Here is a 26,308-nt window from a genome sequence, read left to right on the forward strand (position 1 = left end):
ACAATGTTGTCATCTGCATGTCATCGCTTTGTTTGCAGCAATGCCACAATCTAAACGACCAGATGGTTGAGCTCCGGCTGCAGACATTTAACACTGAGACACCTGATGCGTTTATTGATTGTCGAAGATGAAGTGAAAACCGGGGATTACCTGAAACAGGGTTTTACCGAGGCCGGTTTTAATCCGACCTTATGCCGCAATGGCCTCGACGGCCATCATTTGGCCATGACTGAAGATTTTGAGCTGATCATTCTCGACGTGATGTTGCCAGACGTCGATGGCCTGCGCATTGTCAAAGCGCTGCGGGAGGCTAACCGCCATACGCCGGTATTGCTGCTAAGCGCGCTGGATACCGTCGATGACCGGGTGCGCGGGCTGGAACAAGGCGCCGACGATTATCTGGTGAAACCTTTTGCTTTTAACGAGTTACTGGCGCGGGCCCGTACTTTACTCAGGCGTGGCCAGCTGGCGCCACAGGCTGACCGGTTACAGGCGGCCGATTTGGTGCTGGAGATCAGCAAACGTAAAGCCAGCCGAAATGGCAAAAAACTCAATCTGACCCCCAAAGAATTCGCCTTGCTGGAACTGCTGCTCCGCCGTGAAGGTGAAGTGTTGCCGCGATCGTTAATCGCCAGCCAGGTCTGGGATATGAATTTTGATTCCGATACTAATGTGATTGACGTCGCGGTGCGCCGCCTGCGCAGTAAAGTCGATGACGACTACACAGTGAAACTCATTCATACGGTGCGCGGCATGGGCTACAAGCTGGAGGTGCCGGATGCCGACGCCAGCTGAGCTGTCACTGCCATCATCGCGGCAACAACAGCGGCCATTATCGCTGGCCACCCGGGTGATGTTATTTGTTGCTGGCGCCGTTTTACTCTGCGCCGGCTTGCTCGCGACTATGCTGCAAAATTCCATCGAGGCGCATTTTGCCGAACAGGACGCCGGTGAACTGCAGGCGGTGGCGCATTCAGTGTTGCACACGTTGCAAGACCCGGCGCTGCAACCGCAGCAACATCATGCCAGCCTGCATCAGGTGTTAACCGGCCATCATCAGACTTATTATCTGGTGCTGGATGCTGCAGAAAAACCAGCCCTCAGCGCCGATGGTGCGGATTTAACGCCGTTATTTCGCCTGACCCGCCCTGTCAGTCAGATCACACCAGCCGACCTTATCAGCTGGGACCAGGGCAACCACACTTATCGCGGCGCAATTTTGCAGGGTCCCAAAGGCCAGCAAATCGCCGTGGCGATGGAGATGGAATTTCACCTACATTATCTGCATCTGCTGCGCTGGACATTGTGGCTGACCATCGCCGGCGCCGTAGCGCTGATTTTACTGGCGGCCTGGCTCGGCGTGCGCCAGGGTTTGTTACCGCTGCGCCAGCTCAGCAATGATATCCGCCAGATCAGCACGGAAAAATTACACCTGCGGCTGGAGCCCGGTCAGGTGCCGGCGGAACTATCTGAGCTGGTCCAAAGTTTTAACCAGATGATTGAAAACCTGCAGCAGGGTTTCAGCCGGCTGTCGGAGTTTTCGGCAGACATCGCCCATGAACTACGTACACCGCTCAGTAACCTCATCACCCAGACGCAAGTCAGCCTCAGTAAAGACCGTAGTCTGGAGGAATACCGTGAGCTGTTGTATTCCAACCTGGAAGAACAGGAGCGGCTGGCGAAAATGGTCGGCGACATGCTGTGGCTGGCCAAAACTGACCATGGCCTGATTAAGCTGCAGCCGGAAGCAGTCGCCTTAGAACCGCTTTGCCTGCAGCTGTTCGAGTTTTTTGAATTCATTGCCGACGAGCGCAATATCCGCCTGCAATATCAGGGGCCGGCTGTTTTGCTGCAGGCTGATAAAGTGATGCTGCAACGGGCGCTGTCGAATCTGCTGTCCAATGCCATTCGCCATGCCGATGCGGACAGCACGGTCTGGGTGCGGGTCAACACGCTGCCCGGCCACCTGGAGATCTGTATCCGTAACTGTGGGCCTGTGATAGCACCTGAGCATTTGCCGCGGCTGTTTGAACGCTTTTACCGTGCCGATCCGTCGCGGCAACGCCACAGTGAAGGTGCTGGTCTGGGCCTGGCTATGGTGCAATCGATAGTGACGCTGCATGGCGGTGAAATCAGCGCCGTATCTGCGCCGGATGCAGCACAAAGTCCCGGTCATGGTTACACTGACTTTATCCTGCACTGGCCTCTGGACAAGCGCCTGCAGAACCAGCTAAGTTAACCAGCGCCGGAGCTTTGTCCGGCGCTGTCATTTGAACGTCATCCACCTGTGCTGAGCTATTTGGCGGCGGACTTCCGCCTCCGGCCGGATACAGGCATAACAATAACAACAAGGGTCTTTATGCTGTTCACGTTATTTATTCTCTGCTGGTTTTCTGCCACGATTTTTTATGTCTATCGCTTACGCGGCGACGCCCGTTATCAGAGTTTCAGCCAGTATTTACGCAAAAGCTGGCCGATTTTCGCGCCTTTTAACTGCGTGTTGTATCTGTTCACCAAGCGCAAAGCACAAGGCGCTTATATTGACCCGGCACAGTATAAAAATCTGCATTTAATTCAACAGCATTACCCGACCATTTTGGCTGAAGCCAAAGCCCTGTTTGACAACAAAGCGTTTTGCCAGACCAATGAACCCGGCAGCCCAGGTTATTATGACGTCGGTTTCCGCACCTTTTTTAAGTACGGCTGGAGCAAGTTTTATCTGTGCTGGTATGGCTATCAGCACGAAAGTGCGAAAAAAACCTGCCCGCAAACGCTGGCGATTTTGCAGCAAATTCCCGAAATAAAAGGCGCGATGTTTTCCATTTTGCCGCCGCATTCACAGCTGACCATACACTCAGACCCGCTGGCCTGTTCGCTGCGTTACCATTTTGGCCTGATGGTGCCGAATTCACCGGACTGTTTTATTAATGTGGATGGTAAAGCCGCGCACTGGCGCGACGGCGAAGCCTTTATTTTTGATGAGACTTTTCCGCATTTTGTCCGCAATGACACGGACCAGCATCGGCTGATCCTGATGTGCGACATTGAAAGACCAATGTACTGGCCGGGCCACTTATTCAATTTCTTTTACGGTTTTCTGGTACGGACCACAGTTGTACCCAATACCGCTGAAGATAAAGTCGGCAAAGCCAGTGCTTTGTTTGCCAAGGTCTCACCGCTGCTCGGTCAGGGCAAAACGATGAAAAAAACCAAACCACGCTTATACAAAGTGGTGAAATACAGCCTGAATACCACCCTGCTGGCACTGTTTTATCTGATGTTACACGGCATTTATCAGGTGGTGGCCAGCGTAGTGTGAACGCCAGTTAGCAGATAAATCTCCATAAAAAGGCCGGTATGTTACCGGCCTTTGCGATCTCAATAACCAATCCTAAAGCTTTTTCGCCCCTAACCAGGCATCACGCCGTTTAATGCTGGCGCGGCTGGCCTTTTTATCCAGGCTCAGTTTCAGCGTTGGGTCTGCCGCGACGGTGATTTGCACTGTATGTTCGCGGTCAAAACGGCGGTACTGCAGCGCCAGCACATCGCCGGGCCGCGCCGTTTTTAACGCAGTGTCGATGTCGTCAGCGGAGCGCAGCCGCACCGCGCCAAGCTTCAGCAACAAATCACCGTCGGTGATACCGGCGCTGGCCCAAGGGCTGCCGTCACGCGACACGGACTGCACCCGCACCGCATCACCAAAAGTTTCCAGCGTTAAAGGCCCGAGCCAGGCTTTTTCCGCGTCTGCCGGCTCCAGCGTTAAGCCCATTTGCCCGAACAACGCGGCAAAATCCGGTAACGCCGGGCCATAAATGCTGTCACGGAAAAACGCTGCTGCAAAGTCGGCATCACCGCTGATTTCTGCCAGCGCCTGCTGAATATCCGAAAGCTGGTAAGGTTGTTCCGGTTTACCAAAACGTTGCCACATCAGCTGCATCAGCGCATCCAAATCGCTGTTGTACTGCGTGCGCAGTGTTAAATCCAGCGCCAGTGCCACAACTTCGCCGTAGGTGTAATACGATAGGAAGTGATTGCCATAGTTGGTTTTATCCACCGCCACCCCGGCATCAACAAACACCGCCTGCTGACTGACCGCGGCCGGGCCAGACCAACGCCGCGCCGGCGTTTGTAAGGTCTGATTCAGTGGCTTCTGCACTTTTTCCAGATAAGTATCCAAATCAAAGTGACTGCTGCGCTTGAGGGCTAACTTGCCGTAATAGTTGGTAAACCCTTCGGCAAACCACAGCGCGTCACTCATATTGGTCTGACTGTAATCAAAAGGTTCGAGGTTTTTTGGCCGGATGCGCTCGACGTTCCAGGCGTGAAAAAACTCATGGGAAATCGTTTCAATCTGGCTGAATTCATGTTGTGCCAGCGAGCTGTCGCTGGTCACGACGGTCGAATTGCGATGCTCCATGCCGTCGCCATCCACGCCAGGTAAATAGTCGGCGATAAAGGTATAACGCTGGTTGGCAAAATCCGGCAGTTCACCAAAAATCGCCTGTTGCTGCCTGACCACTGCCTGAGTTTTTTCCAGCAGCACTTTGGCTTCATCCGCACTGCCAGTGTGATGCAATGCCAGTTCAATCTGATAGGTTTTACCGGCAGAAGGCTGACTAAAACTGTAAAACTGATGCTCACTCAGCTCCAGCGGGCTATCCATCAGGTAATCCAGCTGAGGTGCTTTGAGCGAACTATCCGGCTGTGGATACAGCTGAGTCGCCGCGCGCCAGCCGGCCGGCACAGCTTTGAGGCTGACCGAGGCCGGTGCCGCCCGCAGCGCAGGCGCAAATAACAACGATGCCGGCATATTTAAATGCACGTGGCGGCTGTCAATCTGGTTATAAGTGCCATCAGCATGATTGCCAAACAGCAGATAACTGACCTGCACTTCGCCCTGATGACCGCTGACCTGCCAGCTGGTCGGCGACAGACGTTCTAAAGCCAGCGGGTTACCCTGACCATCCAGTGCTTTGAGTGCATAAATATTTTTGGCGAAGTCGTGGCGGGCGTAGCGGCCCGGCGATGCCGACGACATCTGCAGCAGCAAAGGCGCCGGGTCTGCCACCACAAAACGCGCACTGACGGCTATCTGATGCCGCTCGTGCCCGGCCAAATCCAGCTGATAAAAACTGTCGGCACTTGCCGTCCCTGTTAAACCTGCCAGTAACAAAACCAGCGTACAACGATTCAATACCAAGATGATGTCCTTCTGCTGAGCAACCAGGCGGTGGTTGCAGGCTCTTTCATGACGATAAAACCAGTTAATCACAGCGCGGGGCTTTGCCGCAAAGTATTTAGCCGATGCTGCCGGCTATTGGTCGCAACGAGAGAACAGCTCTGTGCCATCCGTGCCGGACGTTTTGGCTTATGTTGATAAGGGGCCTGAAAGACGTCTCTGGTGTATACAGTAAAAAGCCGCTGACGACAGCGGCCTTTTTATCTGATCCGGCACTCACATGCCTGTGCTTCAGAAACGGTAACTCAGCGTGAATTGCAGCGTCTGAACGTCTTCAGGTTCCAATGCGATTTGCTGCCAGCTGATGCCCGCTGCCCAATGCGCGTCATGCAGATACTGCAGCGCCAGGCCGTAATACAGGTCCGTCCCGTCCGTTTCACTGGCCAATGTACTGCCGTTCATCGTGCTGCTGAGGTCACTTTTCCAGCTGAACATGCCAAGCGGTAACTGCAAACGCCAGCCATATTGCTGCCATAAACCAATCCGCAGGCCGGCAAAAACCCCGTCACCCAGCACTGGCGTCAGCTGTCGGACGGCCTGATGATACTGGGCCGGCGTCAAAGTATCCGCTGCGATGTCAGCCTTGCCCTCACCAAGGTTCAGATATCCGACTTCGGCGTCCAGCCGTTCAAACCATTGATACTGCAGACTCAGACTGAACGCCTGATCTGAATCATCAAGACTACGCACAGTGCCCCCAGGCAGCGCCTGTTGCAGCGCAGAATCCGACTGCGACACTTTGCTCTGACCTGCGCCCAGTTGAATTTGCCAGTCCCCGGCCTGCACAGCACCAGCCAGCGGCACTAACAACAGCACGCCGTACCGACGCCCCAACCCCAGCAGCATCAGCAGCGTCAGCCATAGCGCTGAGGCTGCGCCACCAGAGGACTTATTGCTGACGGTGACTGTCTGATAAGCCGTCACAGTCACATTGACCTGACCATTAGCCTCACCACCAACACCGTCACTGACGCGATAACTGACCGTATCGGTGCCGCTAAAACCCGCTTTGGGCGTATAGCGCAGCCGGTTGTCCGCTTCGATAGTCACTGTCCCCGTCAGCGCGCTGGCACTGACCACTTTCAGTGGGTCGCTGTCCGCGTCGGTATCGTTGCCAAGCACATTGATGCTAATGGCCGTACGGTCGTCGGTCGCTGCAGTATCAACACCGGTCACAGGCACGTTATTGAGCCGCACCGTCACTGTCAGTTCGCTGCTCGCTGTACCGCCTTTCCCGTCGTTGATGCTGTATATCACAACATCTGAGCCCACATAGTCTTGCGCCGGGGTGTAAGTCAGACTGCTATCAGCCTCTATTTTCACCACACCGAAATTTGCCACCGCCTGACTGACCGTCAGCGTGTCATTGTCCGCATCCGTGTCATTCGCCAGCACTTTCACCATCACCGCCTGATTCATCCGCGTGGTGGCGGTGTCCGGTTTGGCCTGCGGCAGTTTATTCGAACTGACCGGCACTGCGACGCCACCCGGGTCGACAATAGCCGCATTGACTAAACCATCGGCATCATTCGGCCCGCCGTCTTCGACAGTCACCTGCACACACCAGTGACCAGCGGTCAAACCCGGCGTATAAGACGCATCACCGGGCGGCGGACAGAAGCCACGTTCGCCAGGCGCACTGCGGACTGTATTTTTACTATCGATGATAAAGTCCACCCACCCTTTGCTGCTGGAGTATTTGCGATACACTGCACCGATCGGGATCGGCTGGGCTTGCGGGAAGCTCACCTGATAACCTTGTCCGGCCTGAGGCAGGTTATAAGCGATAAAATCGAAGACCCCACCGCTATTGCGGGCAGAAGTGTCGAGTTCAATTTCATTGAGCGCCAGTTGCAGACCACCACTGCTGCCCAATATCGATTGCTGACCACGCCGCAGACAGGCGCCCGGCTCACCTTCCGCCAGGAACGCCTGCTGCTCCGTATCCGCTTCCGGCACTACGTTACATTCATTGATGGCATCCTTGTAATCCGGGATGCCGTCCCGATCTGCATCAGCGAAACCTTCCAATATATCCGGAATAATATCGCCGTCGGTATCAATACTGCTCAATTCCGGCAATGATGGCTGCACCAGCAGGTAAAGCTGTGCTGTGGCACTCTTCGCCGGACTGCCATTGTCCGTTGCTGTAACACTGATCGGATACACACCCGGTGTCAGCGAGGACGGATCTAAAATGCGGCGGTTGGCATCACTGCCACTCAATGACACCAAAGATTGCCAGGTCAGCGTCAACACATCGGCCGCGTTGGCATCTGTCGCTGTTGCATCCAGTGTGACAGGGCCACCGTTGCGGCTGACCGTCAGTCGGTTTTCACCTTGTTGGCTTGAGTTCAGGCTCAGCACCGGCGCCACATTATTTTCTGTGATCTGCACTGTGGTGCTGCGCTGTGAACCAGCATTGACACTGCCAAGCGTAATGACCACAGTTTCTCCGTTGTCACTGACCGCATCGTCCAGCACGTCGAATTCCACGCTGGTACTGAGGCCACTGCTGATTTCAACAGTACCACTGCTCAGCGTATGGTCGTTGCTGCCGGCACTGCCAGACACTGTGTAAGGCACTTGCACCGGATAGCGCACGGCAGGCCCATTCAGCAGCACTTCAACACGCACAGTACTGCCCTCGCTGACCACCTGATTTTTACTCAGTGATACCAGAGGATTGACCCGGACTTCCTGCTTTTTGGTCGCAGTATTGCCATCGGCATCGGTCGCCTGCCAATACACCTGATGCACACCCGGCGCGAAGAACAGCGAGCCATTAATCAGCGACACCCGTAAACGCCGGCCATTTCGGTCAACGGCGGTCGCAGTCCCGAGCGGAACCCGGGTAAAGAGCGCGGTGGCATTGACCTCAATATCTGCCGGCACTGTGATCACCGGCAGCAGATCATTGGCTGCACCAGTGATAGTCAGACTGACAGTCGCGGTTGCCAGGCCTTTTTTACCATCACTGACACTATATTTAAGTTCCACCGGACCCGTGTATTGCACTGGTGCGGTATAACTCAGGCTGGTACCGCTGACAGTCACAGTACCGACAGCCGCCGAAGCGCCGCCCAGCTGCAAGGTGTCGCCGTCGACATCTTTGTCATTACCAAGCACGCTCAGCGTATATTGATCATTACCGCTGCGCGCCAGACTCAGCACATCGTCTACGGCAACCGGGGCGTCATTGACCGGTGTGATGGTCAGATTGTAAGTTGCCGGCGTCGAGCTCAGGCTGGCATCTTTAACAATAAAGCTCAGGCTGTCAGCACCATGATAGTCTTTCTGCGGCGTATATAACCAGGCGTTACCGTTTTGCGTGACAGTCCCGTGTTGTGGTTGCGTCTGGATTTGCACCGTCAGCACATCTCCATCGGCATCTGTCCCGCCGAGCTCAATACTGGTCGGTTCATCCTCGTTCAGTGTGCTGCTGCCAGGAGTCGCTACCGGCACGGTATTCGCCAGCACTTCAATACTAAAGGCCGGCAGGCTGGTGCTGACTTTGCCGTCGCTGACACTAATCACAATGCCACTGCTGATACCGGCATCACTTTGCGCCGGTGTACCAGACAGACTGCCGTTTGCAGTATTGAAGCTGGCCCAGCCTGGTTTATTGCTGATACTAAACGTCAGGCTGTCATTGGCATCTGCATCGCTGGCCGATGGCGTGAAGTTATATGGCGCACCCGCTTTGACGCTGGTTGCAGGGGTTCCGCCAATCACCGGCGCTTTGTTCCCTGTTTGCACTGTGATGCTAAAAGCCGGCAAGCTGGCACTGGCTTCCCCATCACTGACGCTAATGACAATATTGCCGCTGGTGCCAACATCCGTTTCGGCCGGCGTTCCGCTTAAAGTGCCGGTACTGCTGCTGAAATTAGCCCAGGCCGGCACATTGCTGGCGCTAAACGTCAGGGTAGTGCCGGTATCCGCATCACTGGCTGTTGGTGTAAACGCATAAGCGACCCCCGCAGTGGCCGTTGTGGCCGGACTGCCGGAGATCACCGGTGCTACATTCAGACTGGCCGGAACCACTGCATTAGACGCCGCAGAAGCGCCGCCAGTGCCCGCGGAGTTCATGGCTGTGACGGTAAAGGTATAGCTTTGACCTGTAGTCAGGCCGGTTATAGTTGCCGGTGAGCCAGCGACATTAACAGGCGTGCTGGCTGGTGAGCTGTTGATGGTATAGCCAGTAATAGCTGCACCACCATTTGACGCCGGCGCAGTAAAGGTCAGACTCACGCTGGTTGCACCTGCCACAGTCGCAGTACCAATCACCGGCGCACCGGGGGCTACAGCATTCACTGCAAAACTACGGCTAACCTGGGTCGCCGCCAGATAACTGCCGTTGCCAGCCTGATCGGCATTAATAGTACAAGTGCCGGCTGTGACAAAGGTCAAAGCGCCGCCACTGGTGATAGTACAAACCCCGGTAGTACTGGAGGTGAAAGCTACCGTCAGGCCCGAATCTGACGTGGCAGTCAGCGTTGGCGTGGTGCCAAAGTTCTGCGCGCCCGGATTGGCAAAAGTGATGGTTTGCGCTGCTTTTGGCGTGATGCTGTTTGATGCCGCCGAAGCAGGACCGGTACCGGCTGAATTATCCGCCGTTACAGTGAAGGTGTAAGCCTGACCGTTGGTGAGCCCAGTCACCACTATTGGCGAACCCGCACCATTCACCGGTGCCACATCAGCCGGACTGACTGTCACTGTATAACCTGTAATAGTAGTGCCACCGGTATTGACTGGTGCCGTAAAGGCGACGCTGGCCTGAGTATCGCCTGCGGTCGCAGTCACAGCAGTGGGCGCGCCAGGAATGACCGCATTCACAGTGAAACTGCGGCTGACTTGCGTGGCGGGCAGATAACTGCCGTCACCGGCCTGATCGGCATTAATAGTACAAGTCCCAGTAGTGACAAAAGTCAGAGCGCCGCCACTGGTGATAGTACAAACGCCGGTGGTACTGGAGGTGAAAGTCACGGTCAGGCCAGAATCCGAAGTGGCAGTCAGCGTTGGCGTGGTGCCAAAGTTTTGCGCCCCCGGATTGGCAAAAGTAATAGTTTGCGGTGCCGCTGGTGTCACACTGTTCGAGGCCGCTGAAGCGGAGCCGGTGCCGGCCGAGTTGGTCGCAGTAACGCTGAAGGTATAAGCGACGCCGTTGGTCAGGCCCGTCACAGTAATAGGTGAGTTGGCACCAGTACCAGTCAACCCCCCCGGGCTCGACGTCACCGTGTAACCGCTGATATTGGCGCCTCCATTGCTGGCTGGCGCGGTGAATGTTACCGAAGCTTGTGTATTGCCAGCTGTCGCAGTGCCGATCGTTGGCGCACCTGGCACTACCGCATTGACAGTAAAAGTCTGAGGCACAGTTGGCGCTGCATTAAAGCTGGCATTGCCGGCCTGGTCAGCATCAATTGTACAGCTACCCGCGGTAACAAAAGTCAAAGCGCCGCCAGATGTAATAGTACAAACACCGGTAGTACTGGAGGTGAAAGTCACCGTCAGGCCAGAATCCGAGGTCGCGGTCAGCGTTGGCGTGGTGCCAAAGTTCTTTGCGCCTGGATTAGCAAAAGTGATCGTCTGATCAGCCTTTGGTGTCACCGCAGCGCTGGCGCCAGATGCAGTGCTGGTGCCAATCGCATTGGTTGCGGTTACAGTAAATGTGTAAGAGGTGCCGTTGGTTAGCCCATTGACTACAATAGGGGAGCTGGCGCCGGTACCAGTGAACCCTCCGGGACTGCTGGTCACGGTATAACTGGTAATAGCCGAACCGCCATCATTGCCTGGAGCGGTAAAGGCGACACTGGCCTGGCCATTACCAGGCGTCGCCACGCCGATGGTCGGTGCGTCCGGTGCGGTCGGGATCGCCACTGTATGTGTGCTGCCGCTGCTATAGGCTGATGGCCCGCTATTGCTAGCCGCATCACTGATATTGGTCGAACCATTCAGATTGAGTTTGATGGTACCGTTCCCGCTGATGCTGCTGACCGTGACAGTTACGCTGCTGCCTGACGACGCCGAAACCGCTGAGATAGTGCCGGCAGCACTGCCAGTGGTGCCTAATGCAAAGTCATCGGTAGAAATGCCCGTTACCGATTCATTGAAATTCACGGTGAAATCGACACTGGTGTCGGTCGAGACAGCGCCGCCGACAGGCGCCGTACTGGTCACCGCGGGTGGCACCCCATCAATCACCAGGGCTTTGTTGTTGCCCAGAGAATTGGCGGCACCGGGAGACGCCAGTGTCAGGGTAGCGCTATTTCCGGCACCGTCCGTAACAGTACCGCCATTCAGGGTCAGTGAATTCGTGGCGACATAATCCAAATCATTGCTGTTGTCACCATTTTGCACCGTATAACTGAAAGTTAAGGTCGAACTGCCGCTGCCACTGGCGTAATTAATAGTCCGGTCCGTACTACCGGTTTCCAGTGTCAGTTGAGGGGTGCCGGTGACAGTGACCGCTTCAGCAAAATTGACCTGAATGCTGATGCTGTCGCCGATTTTGTAGGTGCCATCGGATGCGCCGGAATTTACTGAGCTGACGGTCGGAGCCACGCCGTCGATCACAATATTTTTATTGGCACCGAGCGAACCAGCGGCACCTGGGCTTGGCAGCGTCAGCGTTGCATTATTTGCCGATCCATCTTCGATGTCGCCACCATTTAATGTCAGTGCGTTAGTGGCGGTATAGTCGAGATCAGTCGCCAGGTCACCCGCCTGAACCGTATAACTAAAGGTCAGTGCAGAGGTCCCGCTGCCGCTGCTGTAATTAACAGTCTGGTCTGTAGCGCCGGTTTCCAGTGTCAGCTGCGGTGTACCTGTGACTGTGACATTTTCATCAAAATTCACCTGGATACTGACAACGTCGCCAACTTTATAAGTGCCATTGGCGGTGGATGAAGAAACAGAGGTGATAGCAGGCGCTGTGACGTCAACCTCGGCAAAATTGATTTGATCCAACGAGATACCGAGGATATTTGCATCGGCCACTGTAAAACGGACCTGGTCGATATTGGTCCAGCTACTGCCAAAAGTCAGTAAGCCGGCATTTGCGGTATTTCCTGAACTGGAATCTTCTGCCGGAGTGGTCTGCCGGTCATAGACAATAGCTGCATTGCCGGTACCATAAGTACCATCTGCAGTAAAAGTAACAGTGGCTGTAACCACAGGATTGCCGTCGTCATAGCCTGTGACGGTATAGATTTCAGCAGTGCCCGACGATCCCCCCCATACCTCAGCGCGCAAGGAGACTAATTTAAAATTGTCGGTGTTATTGACGGAGGCAAACTGGAAAAATGTACCGGTATTAGTGCCATACCAAACTGAGGAGATGCCATTGCCACTGCCCAAAGTAGGCAAAAACCCGGTAACCTGGTCAATAGTATCCACACGTATCGCATCGTTCAAAGAATCAGTCGAGTACTCGACACTATCAAAAGTAATAGTCGGATTATTCTGCCGAGTGGATTCCTGAGGAGATATCGCATCAAAGTTTTGATCTGGTGGCGCGGCAGCCCAGGCTGCAGTACAAAATAAACCTAAGCTAAACAATACCGTTCTGCAGAAGTCCATGACGTGTGGTCCTGTCGCTATCCAAAGAACATACAGTGTAGTTATTGTTTTAAAATTCGCCCGCCCAAACGACTAAATATCGGTACAACATTCTGCAACCAACAAGCTTAACGGCAGGACCATTCCCGGTTAAACAACTGATCCTGCTGTTGCTGATGGCTGGCAATGATGAGGATCCCCTGCTGCTGAAAAGCAGCCAGTCGCTGTAACAGCTGTTGTGCAAGCTGGGGGGGCAGGCCGGCGAAGGGTTCGTCGAGTAATAACACGGCAGGTTTTTGTAGCAGTAAACGCGCTAAGGCAAAACGTTTTAGTTCACCGCCGGACAAACCGACGCCATAGTTCCCCAGTACCGTCAGCAAGCTTTGGGGTTGCCGGGAAAGCCAGTCATCCAACCCGACCAGCGTCAATACCTGCACAAGCTCTTCATCCGTCGCGTTCGGTTTAGCCAGACGCAAGTCCGCCGCCACCGACAAACCAAACAGATAAGGCCGCTGCGGCAAATAACCGATATGGCGATACAGCGCTTTTGCTGGCCAGTGCGACAACTCGTGATTTTGCAACAACACAGCACCGCCTAACGCCGGAATTTCCGCCGCCAGTGTTTGCAGCAAACAGCTTTTACCGCTGCCAGACGGGCCTTTCAGCAGCACCATGTCGCCGCTTTGAAAACTTGCAGTGACCTCACCCAACGGCTGCAAAAAGCCAAACTTCAGTTGTTGCAGTTCCAGGCGGACGCCGTGCCCGACATCCGGCGCTGCAGCCACAGTTTCGTCCGGCGAAACAACCTTGTTATCTGTCCCAGCCATGGCATTACAACGCTGCTGCGCCGCTCTGAGCTGCCCATAACTTTGTGGTATGAAGATCAGCGGCAACAGCAGTTCCGTCAGCCCCAGCCAGGCCAGCACTAAACCCAGCCACAACGGCACCGCGAGCGGAAACGAGAGTCCAGTCTGCCACGCATCCAGCATTGGCCAGGCCAGCGCGGCCAAGCCTGCCAGCATCAGCAGCTGTAGCGCAAACTGCGCGGCCAGCTGGCCAAATTGTTGCCTTTGCTGTAATTGCAGCACCTGCTCGTCCAACCGGAGAAATTGCTGTTGCCTTTGCTGCCAATGGCCTGTGGTTAATAAGGTGGTCAGCAATTGCAGGTTTTCCAGTAACAGGCCGCGACGTTGCCCCTGGCGCTGTACTTCGGTGGCAGCCTGTTGCACCGGTCCAGCTGCACCGGGCCGGCATAACCCCATGATCGCCAGGACCGGTAACAGCAACAACGCAGCCACAGGCCAGAAAGCAGCGGGCAGCAGCAGAAACACCAACAGCAAAAAGGCGGCGCTCAGCAAGCTGGCATAACCCAATGGATTCAGTAGCCGCAGCGGCAGCTGGTCTAACAGGTCAATATCGGCAATCAGCCGCTGTAAGCGGTCACCGCCGGCGAATACTGTTGTGCCAGCTTGCTGCGAGAGCGCGACAAATACCCGTAGCCGCAACACCGCCAGCAACCGCAGCACCAATGCATGCGACACCAGCCGTTCACCATAACGACCGGCAGTGCGCACAATGGCAAACAGCCGGATCAAAGCACCCGGCCGCAAATAGTTAAAACTGGCGCCGACACCGGCCGCGGCCGCCGCGCTGATAAACCAGCCGGACCAGGCCAGTAACGCGACTGTCGCCAAGAGCGTCAGCAGGCCCAAGCTAAAACTCAGGCTCCAGCCAGTCTTGTGGCTGAGCCACAAATCGCGCAAACGGATGCCAGGTTGCGCACGGGCCTTCATGCCAAATCCCCGATGTCACGGCGGCCCAATAGCTGACCCTGACTAAATAACAAAGCGCCAGCGAGGAAGCCAAGTTGCTGCCACTGATGGCTGGCGATGAGCAAGGTACGGCCACTGCTGAGCTTTGCCAGCAACAACGCCAAATCAGCGGCGGTATCCTGATCTAACTCGGCAAAGGGCTCATCCAGCAGCCACAATGGCCGGTCCGCCAACAGCAAGCGCGCCAGACACAGCCGCTGTTGTTGCCCGCCGGATAAACCCTGCCCGGCCTCACCCAGTCGATAGTCAAGCGCATCAGCTTCACCCAGCTCAGCCAGTAAACCGACTTGTTGCAAGCAAGCCCGCAGCGTGGCGTCACTGGCCACGGGCTTGGCCATGCGTAAATTCTCCGCCACTGTGCCGGCGAATAATTCCGGCGTTTGTGTCAGATAACTCAGTTGTTGCCACAGCTGTGGTCTGTTTGCTGTTTCAACTGTCTGACCGGCGAATTGATAGTCACCGTCAAAGTCAGCAAAACCGGCCAACAGCTGTAAAAATGACGACTTGCCGCTGCCGCTGTCACCGCAGAGCAACAACCGCTCGCCGGCGTTGATTTGTAATTCCGGCACAACAAGACGCGGCCGATCCTCAGCGCCAAGCCGGATGTGTGTCAGTTGCAGCAGCGGCTGCGACTGCGTGTGCGGGCAGGAGCTGGAAAGGCTGCCGGACACTGTGCCGGCGGATGGTTCAGGCAATAACCACAAAGGTTTAAGTGCCAGCGCCGCCGCTTCGGCTTGCGCTTTGGCGTGATAATCAGTGCCAAGCTGGCGCAGCGGCTGATAAAACTCCGGCGCCAGTAACAAAATAAACAGCGCCGGCGCAAAAGCCACCGGCACTTCACCTTTGGCCCAGGGCAATTCACCCAAAAGCCCGAGGCCTAAATACAACGCCACCAGCGCGATGGCCAGCGATGCAAATAATTCCAGCACCGCGGTCGATAAAAACGCCAGCCTGAGCACCTGCAGCGAACTGCTGCGATAACGCTCTGCGGCATGTTCCAGCTGCGCTATCGCCTGCGGAATAGCATTGAGCCGGCGCAGCAATGTCAGCCCCTGCAAAAACTGCCACAGCCGCCCGCCCATCCGGCCCAGTTCAGCCAGTTTTTCACTGCTGGCTTTACTGGCCTCACGGCCCACTAACACCATAAACACGGGCACCAGCGGCGCAGTCAGCAGTAGTAGCAAACCCGCCAGCAGGCTGTGCCAGCAAACCGTCACTGCAATCAGCAGCGGCGTCCAGACCACCAAAAATAACTGCGGCCAATAACGGCTGATATAACCGTCCAGCGCATCAACCTGCTCAGTCAGTAAAGTCGACAACACACCGTCACTGCCAAAACGCTGGCGTGCCGGCCCTTGTGCTGCCAGCTTGTTTAACAGTTGCTGGCGCAGGTTTGTCCGTAACAAACGACTGCTATGTTGGGTCAGCCCATCACGCAGCAGCAAACACAGCTGACGCAGCACAAAAGCCAGCGCAAATTGCCACAATAACGAAAATGGAAATACCGCAGCAGGCATGCTGTCTGACAGCGCTGCGTCCCTAACAGAAGCGTCCAGCAAGGTATCAGCAACGAGTGCCAGACACCACATTTGCCAAAGCAACAGCGGCACTGACAAAGCCGCTGCACATACAGCCAGCAGTAGCCTCGGCCGGTGCGGCTTTAGCCACTGCTGCAATATGGTTCTGGCATTATCCGGTCTCGACTTAGTCAGAACCAGATTCCTCTTCGGCGTAGCCATTCAGCTCCAGCCACATCGCATTGATAATGCCAAAAGAACAGGCCAGCAAGACTCCTAAAATCCAGGCGAAATACCACATAATCTTGTCCTTTTAATACAGTGAATGGGTGTTGTTGCTGATGTGCTGCGCATTAATCCGGCCAAACATCTTGATATAACTCCAGATGGTGTAACCAAGCACAACAGGCACAAAGACACAGGCAACAAAGAACATGATTTTTAACGTCAGCTCACTGGAAGTCGCGTCCCACATGGTCAGACTGTGGTTTGGCATCGAACTGGACGGCATCACAAAAGGAAACATCGCGATGCCACAGGTCAGGATCACGCCGGCCTGGCCCAGTGAAGTCAGCAGGAATGCCAGCGCGCCTTTGCCGGCTTTACTCAGCAGGCCACTGAGTGCAAATGCCGCCACACCCAATACCGGCGCCAACCACAGCAGCGGATAACTGGCATAATTCTGCAACCAGGCGCCACTGCGCACTTCTACCGTTTTACTGACCGCATTGTTAATGGCATTGCCATCCAACACGCTGGTGACGACATACCCATCAATGCCGGCATTGAGCCAGACACCAGCCAGCACAAATAAAACCGCAGCACCTAAACCGGCCATAAAACCCACCGTTTGACTGCGTTTTTGGATGTCACCTTCGGTTTTCATCTGCAGGTAAGCTGCGCCCTGACAAACAAACATCAGCAAGCTCAGCACGCCGACCAACAGCGCAAAGGGGTTTAACAGCGCAAAGAAGCTACCGGTGTATTTGATGCGCAGCAGTTCGTCAAAATGAAACGGCACGCCTTGCAGCAAATTACCAAAGGCCACACCAAAAATGATTGGTGGTACGGCCGAGCCAAAGGTCAGCGCCCAGTCCCAGTTGCTGCGCCAGGCCGGATTTTCCAGTTTGGAGCGGTAATCAAAGCCAATCGGACGCATAAACAAAGCCGCCAGCGTCAGCATCATCGCCAGATAAAAGCCGCTGAAAGCAGTGGCATACACCGGCGGCCAGGCGGCAAACAAAGCGCCACCTGCAGTAATGAGCCAGACCTGATTACCATCCCAGTGCGGCGCGACGGCGTTAATCATCACACGCCGGTCCATATCGTCTTTGCCGACCACTTTTAATAAAGCGCCGACGCCCATATCAAAACCGTCGGTGATGGCAAAGCCAATCAACAGCACACCGACCAATAACCACCAGATAAATCTTAAAAATTCGTAATCCATGTTACACCTCAGTCGCTTTGCCGGTTTCGAAATCGTATTTGCCGGTATGCAGGCTGGACGGGCCTTTGCGGGCAAAATGCTGCATCAGCCAGACTTCGATAATCAGGAAAATGGTATAGAGCACTGAAATCAGGATCAGACTGGTCCAGATCTCCGCCGGGGTTAAACCCGAAGCCGCCATATGAGTCGGTAACACTTCACCGACCGCCCAGGGCTGACGGCCATATTCAGCAACAAACCAGCCGGCTTCACAAGCGATCCAAGGTAATGGCAGACCAAGTACCGCGGCGCGTAACAACCAGGTTGGTTTCTTTTCCAGCCGTTTCGCGCTGTAGTAAAAACTCAGCGCAAAAATCACCAACAGGGCAAAACCAGCCGCCACCATGATGCGGAAACTCCAGAACATCGGCGCGACTTTCGGGATACTGCCATCCACGGCCGCCTGGATTTGTTCTGGCGTGGCTTTGCTGGGGTCTTCTGCATAAGCCGTGACTAACAGGCCATAACCCAGGTCTTTTTTCACGCTGTCAAACGCAGCTTTGGTTTCAGCCGAAGTGTCGCCGGCGCGCAGCAGATGCAATAAACGGTAGGCTTCTATGCCGTTGATGATACGGGCGCGGTGTTGCTCCTTTAAGTCCTTCAGGCCACTGACCGGTTCATCCAGCGAACGGGTCGCGATGAGGCCGAGCGCATAAGGAATTTTCACCGCGTAATCGGTAGTTTGTGTTTCACTGTTTGGCACGCCAATCACAGTAAAAGACGCCGGCGCCGGATGGGTGTCCCATTCTGCTTCCACCGCTGCCAGTTTGACTTTTTGCACGTCACCGAGCTCATAACCGGATTCATCACCGAGCACAATTACCGACACCGACGCCGCTAAACCAAAGGCCGAAGCAATGGCAAAACTGCGGCGGGCAAAGGCTAAATCGCGGCCTTTGAGCATATACCAGGCGGAAATCGCTAAGACAAACATCGCGCCTGTGACATAACCGGCTGAGACCGTATGGACAAACTTGACCTGCGCCACCGGGTTAAAGATCACTTCGCTGAAGCTGGTCATTTCCATCCGCATCGTCACATAGTTAAATTCAGCACCGACCGGGTTTTGCATCCAGCCGTTGGCAATCAAAATCCACAGCGCCGACAGGTTGGAACCCAAGGCCACCAGCCAGGTCACGGCTAAATGCTGCACTTTAGTTAAGCGGTCCCAGCCGAAGAAAAACAAACCGACCAGCGTCGATTCAAGGAAAAACGCCATCAGGCCTTCAATCGCCAGCGGCGCGCCAAAAATGTCGCCGACATAATGCGAATAATAGGACCAGTTGGTACCGAACTGGAATTCCATCGCGATACCAGTGGTGACCCCGAGCGCAAAGTTGATCGCAAACAACTTGCCCCAGAATTTGGTCATATCGCGGTAAATTTCTTTGCCGGTCATCACATAAACCGATTCCATGATCGCCAGTAAAAATGTCATACCGAGCGTCAGTGGCACAAATAGGAAGTGGTACATTGCCGTAAAGGCAAACTGCAAGCGCGAGAGTTCGACGATATCCATCCACCGTCTCCTGTGTGTTTACTTAATTAATTACTAATATACAGTGCCGTCACTGAAAGCGCCGTAACTGACAACCAGGTGTTTGATCGACATCAAATAAAACTACCGCCAAAGAGATACCTCAAGCGGCAGCTTATTGTCTGCTCGTCGTTGGAACTAAACTTTGATTAGCATCAAACTGGCGAAGAAGACCTCGCAACTCCGTCGCAAAAAGCGCTGTGCCTGAGGTCATAAATTCTGCTGAAGTATTGAAGTGGAATGATTTTTTTGCAAATGGGCGGCTGTCACCCTGTGCCAAAAACTGCTTAGTTGCCCGGCCTTGGCGTCAGCCCGGCGGCCTGATACAAAGCATCAATGCCCTGCATTTGCGTCAGCGCGTCCGCACCACCGGTTAGCGGCGTGGTGCCATGCTGCAGGCAATCCAGCAGATGTTGCAGCTGGTAGAAGTACGTCGTGTGCCCGTCGGTCTGTGGCGGCATTTGCCGCGACTCAGCCTGCAGTGGGCTGTCAGCCGTGGCCGCTGTCAGCTGGAACTGATAGCCCTGCTGCGGTGCGACCAGATTATCAATGGTCAGGCTCCCCAGCGAGCCTTCCAGTTGCAGATAAGCCAGATGCTGCGTGCCCAGATGTTCCGCCATCGAACAGCCCAGATAAGCGGTCAGCACCGGCGCTGTTGCCGGCATAAATAACAGTTCTGCACTGAAACTGCTGTCCACCTGTGGTCTGGAACAAATCGCGCCGGCTTGCTGAATTTGAAAGTTATCGCCAAACAAAGTGCGTAACCAGTGCAGCGGATAACAGCCTAAATCCATCAAAGCGCCGCCGCCAAGCGCCAGTTCATGACGTAGCGAACCAGCAAATGCCGGGATCCGCACTGAAAAATGGCTACGCGCCGTGTGAATGTCGCCGAGAACTCCACTGTGCACCAGTGCCTCGACTTGCAAAAACAACGGATGAAAACGGTAGTGATAGCCTTCCAGCAACAACACTTGCTGCGCGCGGGCGGCCTCCAGCATGGCTTTCGCCTGCCATGCGTTCATCGCAAAAGGTTTTTCGCACAGCACATGTTTGCCGGCACGCGCGGCGGCGATGCTCCAGGTCGCGTGCAAAGACGCAGGTAAGGCGTTGTACACCAGATCAATGTCCGGGTCGTCGAGCAACGCCTGATAACTGCCATAACTTCTGGCAATGCCATGTGCGCAAGCAAAGGCGTCGGCTTTAGCCTGCGAGGATGCCGCCACCGCCACCACTTCAACGCGCCCGGCCAGCAATAATGCCGGCTCCAGTATGGCGCGCGTGCTGATCCGCGCCGCACCTAACAGGCCAATCCGTACTTTCGCTGGCGCACGGGCGGGAACAGATGACGTTACCAGCATTGCGGACTCCTTTGGGTTGTTAAACGCTCACAATGGCAACAACATACGCAGCCGGTAGGTGTGGCCCGGCACAATGTCCGGCAGCAGATGATCTGCCAGCAACTGATCACCCAGATAAAGCGCAGCACTTTGCATACCGGCCTGCCGCGTCAAATTAAGTTCAACAGTCGCGCCACGGAACTGCCGGCGTACCGACGCCTCCGGCCAGTGCGATGGCAGTTGCGGTGCGATGCGAAGCCCCGCGCCTTCGCCTTTCAGGCCAAACAAATGTTCAATCAGGCAACGGTACACCCAATGCACAGTGCCGGTATTAAACAGCTGGCTGGAGCGGCCGGCGGTGCGTGGATACTGGTGATAAGCGCCGCGATAATAATTCGGCAGAAACACCGGCAACTGACCACGCTGGCGCTGATCGGCCTCATCATCTGACGGCAGCATCTGGCGCAGCGTGTGAAAAGCGCGGTCGGCGATGCTCTGATCCGAATCAGCAATCTGATACAAGGCATACAGATAAAAGGCTGCCGCATGGTTATACACAGAGCCATTTTCAGCCGAACCGGGGAATTTTTGCGTAACCCGGCCAACATCGTCGCGCATCGCGGTATAAGCCGGTGCCAGCATTTGCACGCCATACGGCGTTTGCAGCTGAGCATCCACCGCCTGCAACAACGCTTGCTGCTGCGCTGCGCTGGCCGCGCCGCTTAACAGCGCCCAGCTTTGTGGATTAAGATAAATCCGGCCTTCATGGTCTTTGCTGATACCAAACACCACACCATCGTCGGTGATACCGCGGCCATACCACTGGCCATCCCACAGATACTGATTCACCGCCTGATTAAAAGCAGCAGCTTTGGCCCGGTAGTCGTCTGCCAGCACTTTTTCGCCATGGGATTCCATAAGTTCCGCCCAGGTATTCAGCGCATAAGCGGCGGCGAGACTGAGCCAGCCCGACACCCCACGGCCTTTGTAGCCGACCATATTCATCGGGTCGCACCAGTCGCCCTGCTCGATATAACTCAAACCACGGTCGTCTTTTTTCTGCCAGAGCCAGGCCATAGCACGGTGCAGATGCTCGCGCACTGTGGTAGTGCCGGCGCTGGCTTCTTTGTAGCCGACTTGTTCGTCCAACACAGACCAATCGTTGGTTTCATCCAGATAAGCGCGCACGAATAACGGCAGCCAGACACATTGGTCGGTATGCGGCACCTGATTGATATATTTCAGCTGCGCGTCCGGATGCAACAAAATCCCATCCGGCATTTCGCCGCTTTGATGCTGCTGCGACAGCGCCGTGAGCAGTGCCTGCCGCGCCGTCTGCGGTGCCAGATAAGCCATGCCCATATTGTCCTGCAGATAGTTGCGCGTCTGCGGATCTGTCGTGAGCCGGTTCACCTCGCCATGGTAATACACCTGACGCGGCAGCCACTGATTAACAAAATTATCCAGGCCCGCGTCCGGCGTGTGGATTTGAATGGCGGGTGTGATAGCGTCCATATGCGCCTGACTTGCTGCAAGAGCCGCCGCAAAACCATCGCTCTGTGACGGACCAAAAAAGCGTTCACGAATGGCGGCAATTTCAGCCAGATCTTTGGCCGGGCCAAAGACAAAGCGGAATAACTCGTTGGCGCCGGCAGCCAGCACCACATCGTACTGCAGTGCACAAGCCGGTGTTTCATAATCGGCGTTGCCGTTTGCCAGCCTTTCGGCGCTGATACCAGCAGGTGCAGCGAGGCCGCCTTCACCTTCAAACTGCTGTTGATTGGCTTCCCACGCCAGCGGCGCGCGTTCTGCCAGCAAAAAGGTCTGATCTTTAAAGTTTTTTTGTTTGAAATAATCCGGATATTTCTGGTACGGCGTCACGCTGCTGCACACCACAGCTTGTAAATCCGCTTCATAACGGCCGCCCTGATTCATCCAGGACATATAGCCAACCGGAAAATACGGGTACAGACTGAGCCGGCGCGTGGCAGTGCCTAAATTTCGCACCCGCAGCTGCCACAGCTCCAGCGGCGCATCCGGCGCCAGACTCAGCCGCCATTCCAGCCGTAAATCATCAGTGAGCTCGAGCTGCCAGCAGATGTCGGCACTGCCAGCGGAAAATACAAACTTTGCCGGGGCACGACGCACCGGTTCATACGGCACCGACCACAATTCGCCGCTGTCCTGATCTTTGATATAAACAAAGCGGCCCGGATGATGGGCGTAATACGGCTGCTCCGGCTGCATAAAAGTTTTGGCTTCCAGATTTGGCGCATGGGCGTATTTGGCCGGTTCCGGCTGCATAAACTGCGCAGTGGCATAACCGCGGCAGTTCAGCTGGATCATCATGGCCTGATTCCATAAAAATGCGGCGGCCTGCGGCATGTCGGTGGCACTGAATAATTGATAACGCTGCCCTGTAGCGTCCGGATTCATCAAAGGCATCAGGTTTTACTCCCGGAAATATCGGTACTGGAAACTTCTTGATCAGCAGCAACACGCCGCGCGGCCAGCTCTTGTTGCAAGGCATGGACCTGGGCTTCAGACAACGGATAACACCACATCACCGCTGCTGCCAGCAGCGCGACGACACCGGGGATCACCGACATCAGCCACAAAATACCTTGTTGCGAACCGGCGTTTTGTTCCGCGTTGGCGACATAACCCAGCAGTGCCAGCACCCAGCCGATGGTGGCAGAGGCCAGCGCACCACCGAGTTTTTGCGAAAAAGTCGCCGCCGAAAATGTCATGGCGGTGGCGCGCCGGCCGGTGCGCCATTCGTTGTAATCGGCGCTGTCGGCATACATCGAAAATGCCAATGGTGATTTGGGCCCCAGCACAAAACCTATCGCCAGATTGAGCGCAAACACCAGTGTGATGTTATCCGGCGGCACAAAATACAGCGTCAGCGACATCAGGCCAGCCAGGCTCATCAACAACATCATCAGAGTTTTCTTCGGCAGAAAACGCGTCATCAGCGGGGTCGATGCGGCGCCAAGCGCCAGTGCCAGCATATAACTCGACAAAAACTCGCCGACCAGCTGTGGCTGCTGCAGATAATATTTGAAGTAATACACAGCGCTGCTGGCGCGCATCGTGATGGTGATCATGATGACCAGCGCCAGGCAAAACAGCACCAGCCAGGGTTTGTTGCCGGCCAAATCGCGGATGTCCTGCCACACCGGTGCCGGCACAGTGCAAACCGGCTGAATACGTTCGCGCGTGCTGGCAAAAGTGCAGAGAAACAGTAGCGCCGCCGCCAGACCAAACAGCCCCATCGTCAGCTGCCAGCCCAGCACTTCGTCGCCCTGCCCCAGCAGTGGCACCAGTTTAGGTGTCAGATAAGTGACTAAAATGCCGCCGGTAAAACCGCCGATAAAACGGAAGCTGACCAATGTAGTGCGGTCCTGACTGTTGGCAGTGATGACGCCAGACAACGCCGAATACGGAATATTAATGCCGGTATAAATCAGCATCAGCAGGCTATAGGTGCCATAAGCCCAATATAATTTGCCGTCGGCGTCGAGGTCAGGTGTGGTGTAAGTCAGCACACCGGCGCCCGCCAGCGGTAACGCCAGCCACAGCAGATAAGGCCGGAATTTACCAAAACGCGTGCGGGTGCGGTCGGCAATAGCGCCCATCATCGGGTCGGTAAAGGCATCAATAATTTTGGTGATCAGCATCATAGTGCCAGCCGCGGCGGCAGAGATGCCAAACACATCGGTATAAAAAATCAGTAAAAAGGCCGAGATATTGGCCCAATAGAAGTTAAAGCCGATGTCGCCGACGCCATACCCGACTTTTTCGCCAAGACCCAGCCGCTGCTGCAGCGCACCTGTGGTCTGTTGTCCTTCACCTGCGCTGGTGCTGCTGATGGTTGTGTTTGTCATTGTGCTAAGCCTGTATCATCCGGCACGGTCAAATCGCCGATTTTGTGTTAGCGCTATCAGCGGTGAGCTGCAACGCCTGAAATATGCGCTTAAGTTGTTCCGGCAACGGCAGCCGCAGGTCCAGCCACAACACATCCGGCTCTAATACCGGCACCTGCATCGTCGCGAGCTGACTATGCAGCATAGATTCCGGCATAAAATGCGCGGTGCGGGCGCGTAACCGCGCCGCCAGCACGTCGGCCGGCCCATGCAAATAAACAAATAATGGTGCAGCGGCCGCGGCACGGATCTGCGCCCGTTGCTGCTGAATAAGACCGGAGTAACTCAACACAGTCGACAGCCCGTTGGCCTGTTGTTGCTGCAGCGCCTGACATAACAAACCGACCCAGTGCTGGCGCAGTTCCGCAGTCAGCGGCTGGCCAGATGCCATCATTTGTTTGGCGGTGGCGGAATGAAAATCGTCGCCTTCCAGATAAGTCCAGCCCAGCGCGTCCGCACAATGCCGGGCCAGTGTGGATTTGCCGCTGCCGGCCACCCCCATCAGAACTAACGTCTGCGGCTGTTGTCCCGCACCGTCCGGGGCCGCTGAACTGGTGATCTGTGCAGGGGTGCTTGATGCTGATGGGTCGTCAGCTGCGGTATCACGCGGCATCTGCCTGTCCTTCTTTTGCTGATCTCCGGTGCTAAGCGCCGGGAATGATGAAATCGCTTACAACAATGCAGACACAGCTTAATTCAGACAAAATGTTAGCGCAACCATTTTGACCGCAAGACTGCTTTTCCGCTATGGTAAGCCGATTATTGAATGGTGTCGCAGCTGCCCGCAGCACTATTCGCAGCAAAACTCGCAGGACTTGTGCCGATGAATCGTAAACCCAATTTAAAAGATGTGGCTGAACTAGCCGGTGTCAGCGCTATCACTGTGTCGCGGGTGCTGACCACACCAGAGAAAGTGTCAGACAAGCTGCGACAAAAAATTGAACAGGCCATTCACGAACTGGGCTATATCCGCAACCACGCCGCCAGTGCGCTGGCATCCAACCGCTCCGGAGTGTTGGCGGTGATCATTCCGTCCTTGTCGAACATTGTGTTTAACGAAGTGCTGCAGGGCATTTACAGCGCGGTGAAACCGCACCAGTTGCAGGTCATTTTGGGTGATTGCCATTATTCGCCGCTGGAAGAAGAAAAGCTGATCGCCACTTTATTAAGCCAGGCACCAGAAGGGGTGATCCTGACCGGCACCGATCAAACCGATTACGCCCGCAAACTGCTGCAAAACGCCGGTATTCCGGTGGTGCAGCTGATGGAACTGACAGACCAACCCATTGATATCAATATCGGTTTTTCCCATCTGGATGCCGGCATGGCGATGACCCAACATTTGCTGGCGCGCGGATATCGCCGGATTGGCTTTCTCGGCGCCCGGATGGACCCGCGCACCCAACAACGTCTGGCCGGCTTTAAGCGTGCGATTGAAGACTGGAACCTGGCACAAGCCCGCGAGTCTCAGGCCTTGTGCCAACAGTTTGTGGTCACCACCGGCCAGTCGTCGTCGATTAAACTCGGTGGCCAGCTGCTGCAGGCGGTAATGGCCGAATCGCAGGGCCAGTGTGACGCCGTATTCTGCTGTAACGACGACCTGGCGCTCGGCGCTTTATTTGAAGCACGCAAGATGAATCTGCGGGTGCCAGCCGACCTTGCCATCGCCGGCTTTAACGACCTCGAAGCCTCAGCACTGGTCGAACCCGGCATCACCAGCGTCGCCGCGCCGCGTTTTGCGATGGGTAAACAGGCCGTGGAACTGCTGATGCAAAAAGCCAGCGGCAACCAGACGGCATTTCCGCCTATTGATGTGGGGTACAGCATTATGGTGCGCGGCTCGACCTGAGCGCAGATTGTGCGCAGCAGGT

General features: G+C 55.4%; 15 protein-coding genes. 4 read left to right on the top strand and 11 right to left on the bottom strand.

What is annotated here, in order from left to right; genetic code table 11:
- The first annotated feature begins 105 nt into the window (after positions 1 to 105).
- The 3 genes from ABNT34_RS08960 to ABNT34_RS08970 all read left to right on the top strand — a co-directional run bounded on the left by ABNT34_RS08960 (position 106) and on the right by ABNT34_RS08970 (position 3,319).
- Positions 106 to 795, top strand: a complete 690-nt coding sequence (locus ABNT34_RS08960; RefSeq protein ID WP_348730784.1) for a heavy metal response regulator transcription factor — start codon at positions 106 to 108, stop codon at positions 793 to 795.
- Positions 779 to 2,239, top strand: coding sequence for a heavy metal sensor histidine kinase (locus ABNT34_RS08965; protein WP_348730785.1), 1,461 nt, complete (start codon positions 779 to 781; stop codon positions 2,237 to 2,239). The genes ABNT34_RS08960 and ABNT34_RS08965 overlap by 17 nt, the downstream gene beginning before the upstream one ends.
- A gap of 120 nt (positions 2,240 to 2,359) precedes the next feature.
- Positions 2,360 to 3,319 carry an aspartyl/asparaginyl beta-hydroxylase domain-containing protein gene (locus tag ABNT34_RS08970; RefSeq protein ID WP_348730787.1) on the top strand — a complete coding sequence of 320 codons (960 nt, stop codon included), beginning with the start codon at positions 2,360 to 2,362 and terminating at the stop codon, positions 3,317 to 3,319.
- Positions 3,320 to 3,391: 72 nt separating this feature from the next.
- Here ABNT34_RS08970 and ABNT34_RS08975 read toward each other — a convergent pair whose 3' ends face one another.
- The 11 genes from ABNT34_RS08975 to ABNT34_RS09025 all read right to left on the bottom strand — a co-directional run bounded on the left by ABNT34_RS08975 (position 3,392) and on the right by ABNT34_RS09025 (position 25,050).
- The gene (locus ABNT34_RS08975) at positions 3,392 to 5,200 is read right to left on the bottom strand and encodes a PDZ domain-containing protein (RefSeq protein ID WP_348730789.1); all 1,809 of its coding nucleotides are present in this window, start codon (positions 5,198 to 5,200) and stop codon (positions 3,392 to 3,394) included.
- Between the two features lie 270 nt (positions 5,201 to 5,470).
- Positions 5,471 to 12,817 carry an Ig-like domain-containing protein gene (locus ABNT34_RS08980; RefSeq protein WP_348730791.1) on the bottom strand — a complete coding sequence of 2,449 codons (7,347 nt, stop codon included), beginning with the start codon at positions 12,815 to 12,817 and terminating at the stop codon, positions 5,471 to 5,473.
- 107 nt (positions 12,818 to 12,924) lie between these two features.
- Positions 12,925 to 14,589 carry an ATP-binding cassette domain-containing protein gene (locus tag ABNT34_RS08985; RefSeq protein WP_348730793.1) on the bottom strand — a complete coding sequence of 555 codons (1,665 nt, stop codon included), beginning with the start codon at positions 14,587 to 14,589 and terminating at the stop codon, positions 12,925 to 12,927.
- On the bottom strand, positions 14,586 to 16,367 hold the full coding sequence (gene cydD / locus ABNT34_RS08990) for a thiol reductant ABC exporter subunit CydD (RefSeq protein ID WP_348730795.1): 1,782 nt from the start codon (positions 16,365 to 16,367) through the stop codon (positions 14,586 to 14,588). Before cydD ends, ABNT34_RS08985 begins: the two co-directional genes overlap by 4 nt.
- Positions 16,333 to 16,446, bottom strand: a complete 114-nt coding sequence (cydX, locus tag ABNT34_RS08995; RefSeq protein ID WP_348730797.1) for a cytochrome bd-I oxidase subunit CydX — start codon at positions 16,444 to 16,446, stop codon at positions 16,333 to 16,335. The genes cydD and cydX overlap by 35 nt, the downstream gene beginning before the upstream one ends.
- A 12-nt stretch (positions 16,447 to 16,458) precedes the next feature.
- Positions 16,459 to 17,595 carry a cytochrome d ubiquinol oxidase subunit II gene (gene cydB, locus ABNT34_RS09000; RefSeq protein WP_348730799.1) on the bottom strand — a complete coding sequence of 379 codons (1,137 nt, stop codon included), beginning with the start codon at positions 17,593 to 17,595 and terminating at the stop codon, positions 16,459 to 16,461.
- Position 17,596: 1 nt separating this feature from the next.
- Positions 17,597 to 19,153: a cytochrome ubiquinol oxidase subunit I gene (locus ABNT34_RS09005; protein ID WP_348730801.1), complete on the bottom strand. Its 1,557-nt coding sequence runs from the start codon at positions 19,151 to 19,153 to the stop codon at positions 17,597 to 17,599.
- Positions 19,154 to 19,458: 305 nt separating this feature from the next.
- Positions 19,459 to 20,529 carry a Gfo/Idh/MocA family oxidoreductase gene (locus ABNT34_RS09010; protein WP_348730803.1) on the bottom strand — a complete coding sequence of 357 codons (1,071 nt, stop codon included), beginning with the start codon at positions 20,527 to 20,529 and terminating at the stop codon, positions 19,459 to 19,461.
- A gap of 27 nt (positions 20,530 to 20,556) precedes the next feature.
- Positions 20,557 to 22,953 carry an NdvB protein gene (locus tag ABNT34_RS09015; RefSeq protein WP_348730805.1) on the bottom strand — a complete coding sequence of 799 codons (2,397 nt, stop codon included), beginning with the start codon at positions 22,951 to 22,953 and terminating at the stop codon, positions 20,557 to 20,559.
- Entirely contained in the window at positions 22,953 to 24,398 is a 1,446-nt protein-coding gene (locus ABNT34_RS09020) for an MFS transporter (RefSeq protein WP_348730807.1), read from the bottom strand. The genes ABNT34_RS09015 and ABNT34_RS09020 overlap by 1 nt, the downstream gene beginning before the upstream one ends.
- A 28-nt stretch (positions 24,399 to 24,426) precedes the next feature.
- On the bottom strand, positions 24,427 to 25,050 hold the full coding sequence (locus ABNT34_RS09025) for a gluconokinase, GntK/IdnK-type (RefSeq protein WP_348730809.1): 624 nt from the start codon (positions 25,048 to 25,050) through the stop codon (positions 24,427 to 24,429).
- 210 nt (positions 25,051 to 25,260) lie between these two features.
- Between ABNT34_RS09025 and ABNT34_RS09030 the strand changes: the two genes are divergently transcribed.
- Positions 25,261 to 26,286: a LacI family DNA-binding transcriptional regulator gene (locus ABNT34_RS09030; protein WP_348730811.1), complete on the top strand. Its 1,026-nt coding sequence runs from the start codon at positions 25,261 to 25,263 to the stop codon at positions 26,284 to 26,286.
- Positions 26,287 to 26,308 lie beyond the last annotated feature (22 nt).

Source organism: Rheinheimera texasensis, assembly GCF_964031785.1.
Lineage (GTDB): Bacteria > Pseudomonadota > Gammaproteobacteria > Enterobacterales > Alteromonadaceae > Pararheinheimera > Pararheinheimera texasensis_A.

Coding starts and splice junctions, on each gene's coding strand:
- cydD (WP_348730795.1), bottom strand. CDS start 16,367: ATGGCTACGCCGAAGAGGAATCTGGTTCTGACTAAGTCGAGACCGGAT.
- ABNT34_RS09015 (WP_348730805.1), bottom strand. CDS start 22,953: ATGCCTTTGATGAATCCGGACGCTACAGGGCAGCGTTATCAATTATTC.
- cydB (WP_348730799.1), bottom strand. CDS start 17,595: ATGGATTACGAATTTTTAAGATTTATCTGGTGGTTATTGGTCGGTGTG.
- ABNT34_RS09030 (WP_348730811.1), top strand. CDS start 25,261: ATGAATCGTAAACCCAATTTAAAAGATGTGGCTGAACTAGCCGGTGTC.
- ABNT34_RS09025 (WP_348730809.1), bottom strand. CDS start 25,050: ATGCCGCGTGATACCGCAGCTGACGACCCATCAGCATCAAGCACCCCT.
- ABNT34_RS09010 (WP_348730803.1), bottom strand. CDS start 20,529: ATGCTGGTAACGTCATCTGTTCCCGCCCGTGCGCCAGCGAAAGTACGG.
- cydX (WP_348730797.1), bottom strand. CDS start 16,446: ATGTGGTATTTCGCCTGGATTTTAGGAGTCTTGCTGGCCTGTTCTTTT.
- ABNT34_RS08960 (WP_348730784.1), top strand. CDS start 106: ATGCGTTTATTGATTGTCGAAGATGAAGTGAAAACCGGGGATTACCTG.
- ABNT34_RS08980 (WP_348730791.1), bottom strand. CDS start 12,817: ATGGACTTCTGCAGAACGGTATTGTTTAGCTTAGGTTTATTTTGTACT.
- ABNT34_RS09005 (WP_348730801.1), bottom strand. CDS start 19,153: ATGGATATCGTCGAACTCTCGCGCTTGCAGTTTGCCTTTACGGCAATG.
- ABNT34_RS08970 (WP_348730787.1), top strand. CDS start 2,360: ATGCTGTTCACGTTATTTATTCTCTGCTGGTTTTCTGCCACGATTTTT.
- ABNT34_RS08965 (WP_348730785.1), top strand. CDS start 779: ATGCCGACGCCAGCTGAGCTGTCACTGCCATCATCGCGGCAACAACAG.
- ABNT34_RS08985 (WP_348730793.1), bottom strand. CDS start 14,589: ATGAAGGCCCGTGCGCAACCTGGCATCCGTTTGCGCGATTTGTGGCTC.
- ABNT34_RS09020 (WP_348730807.1), bottom strand. CDS start 24,398: ATGACAAACACAACCATCAGCAGCACCAGCGCAGGTGAAGGACAACAG.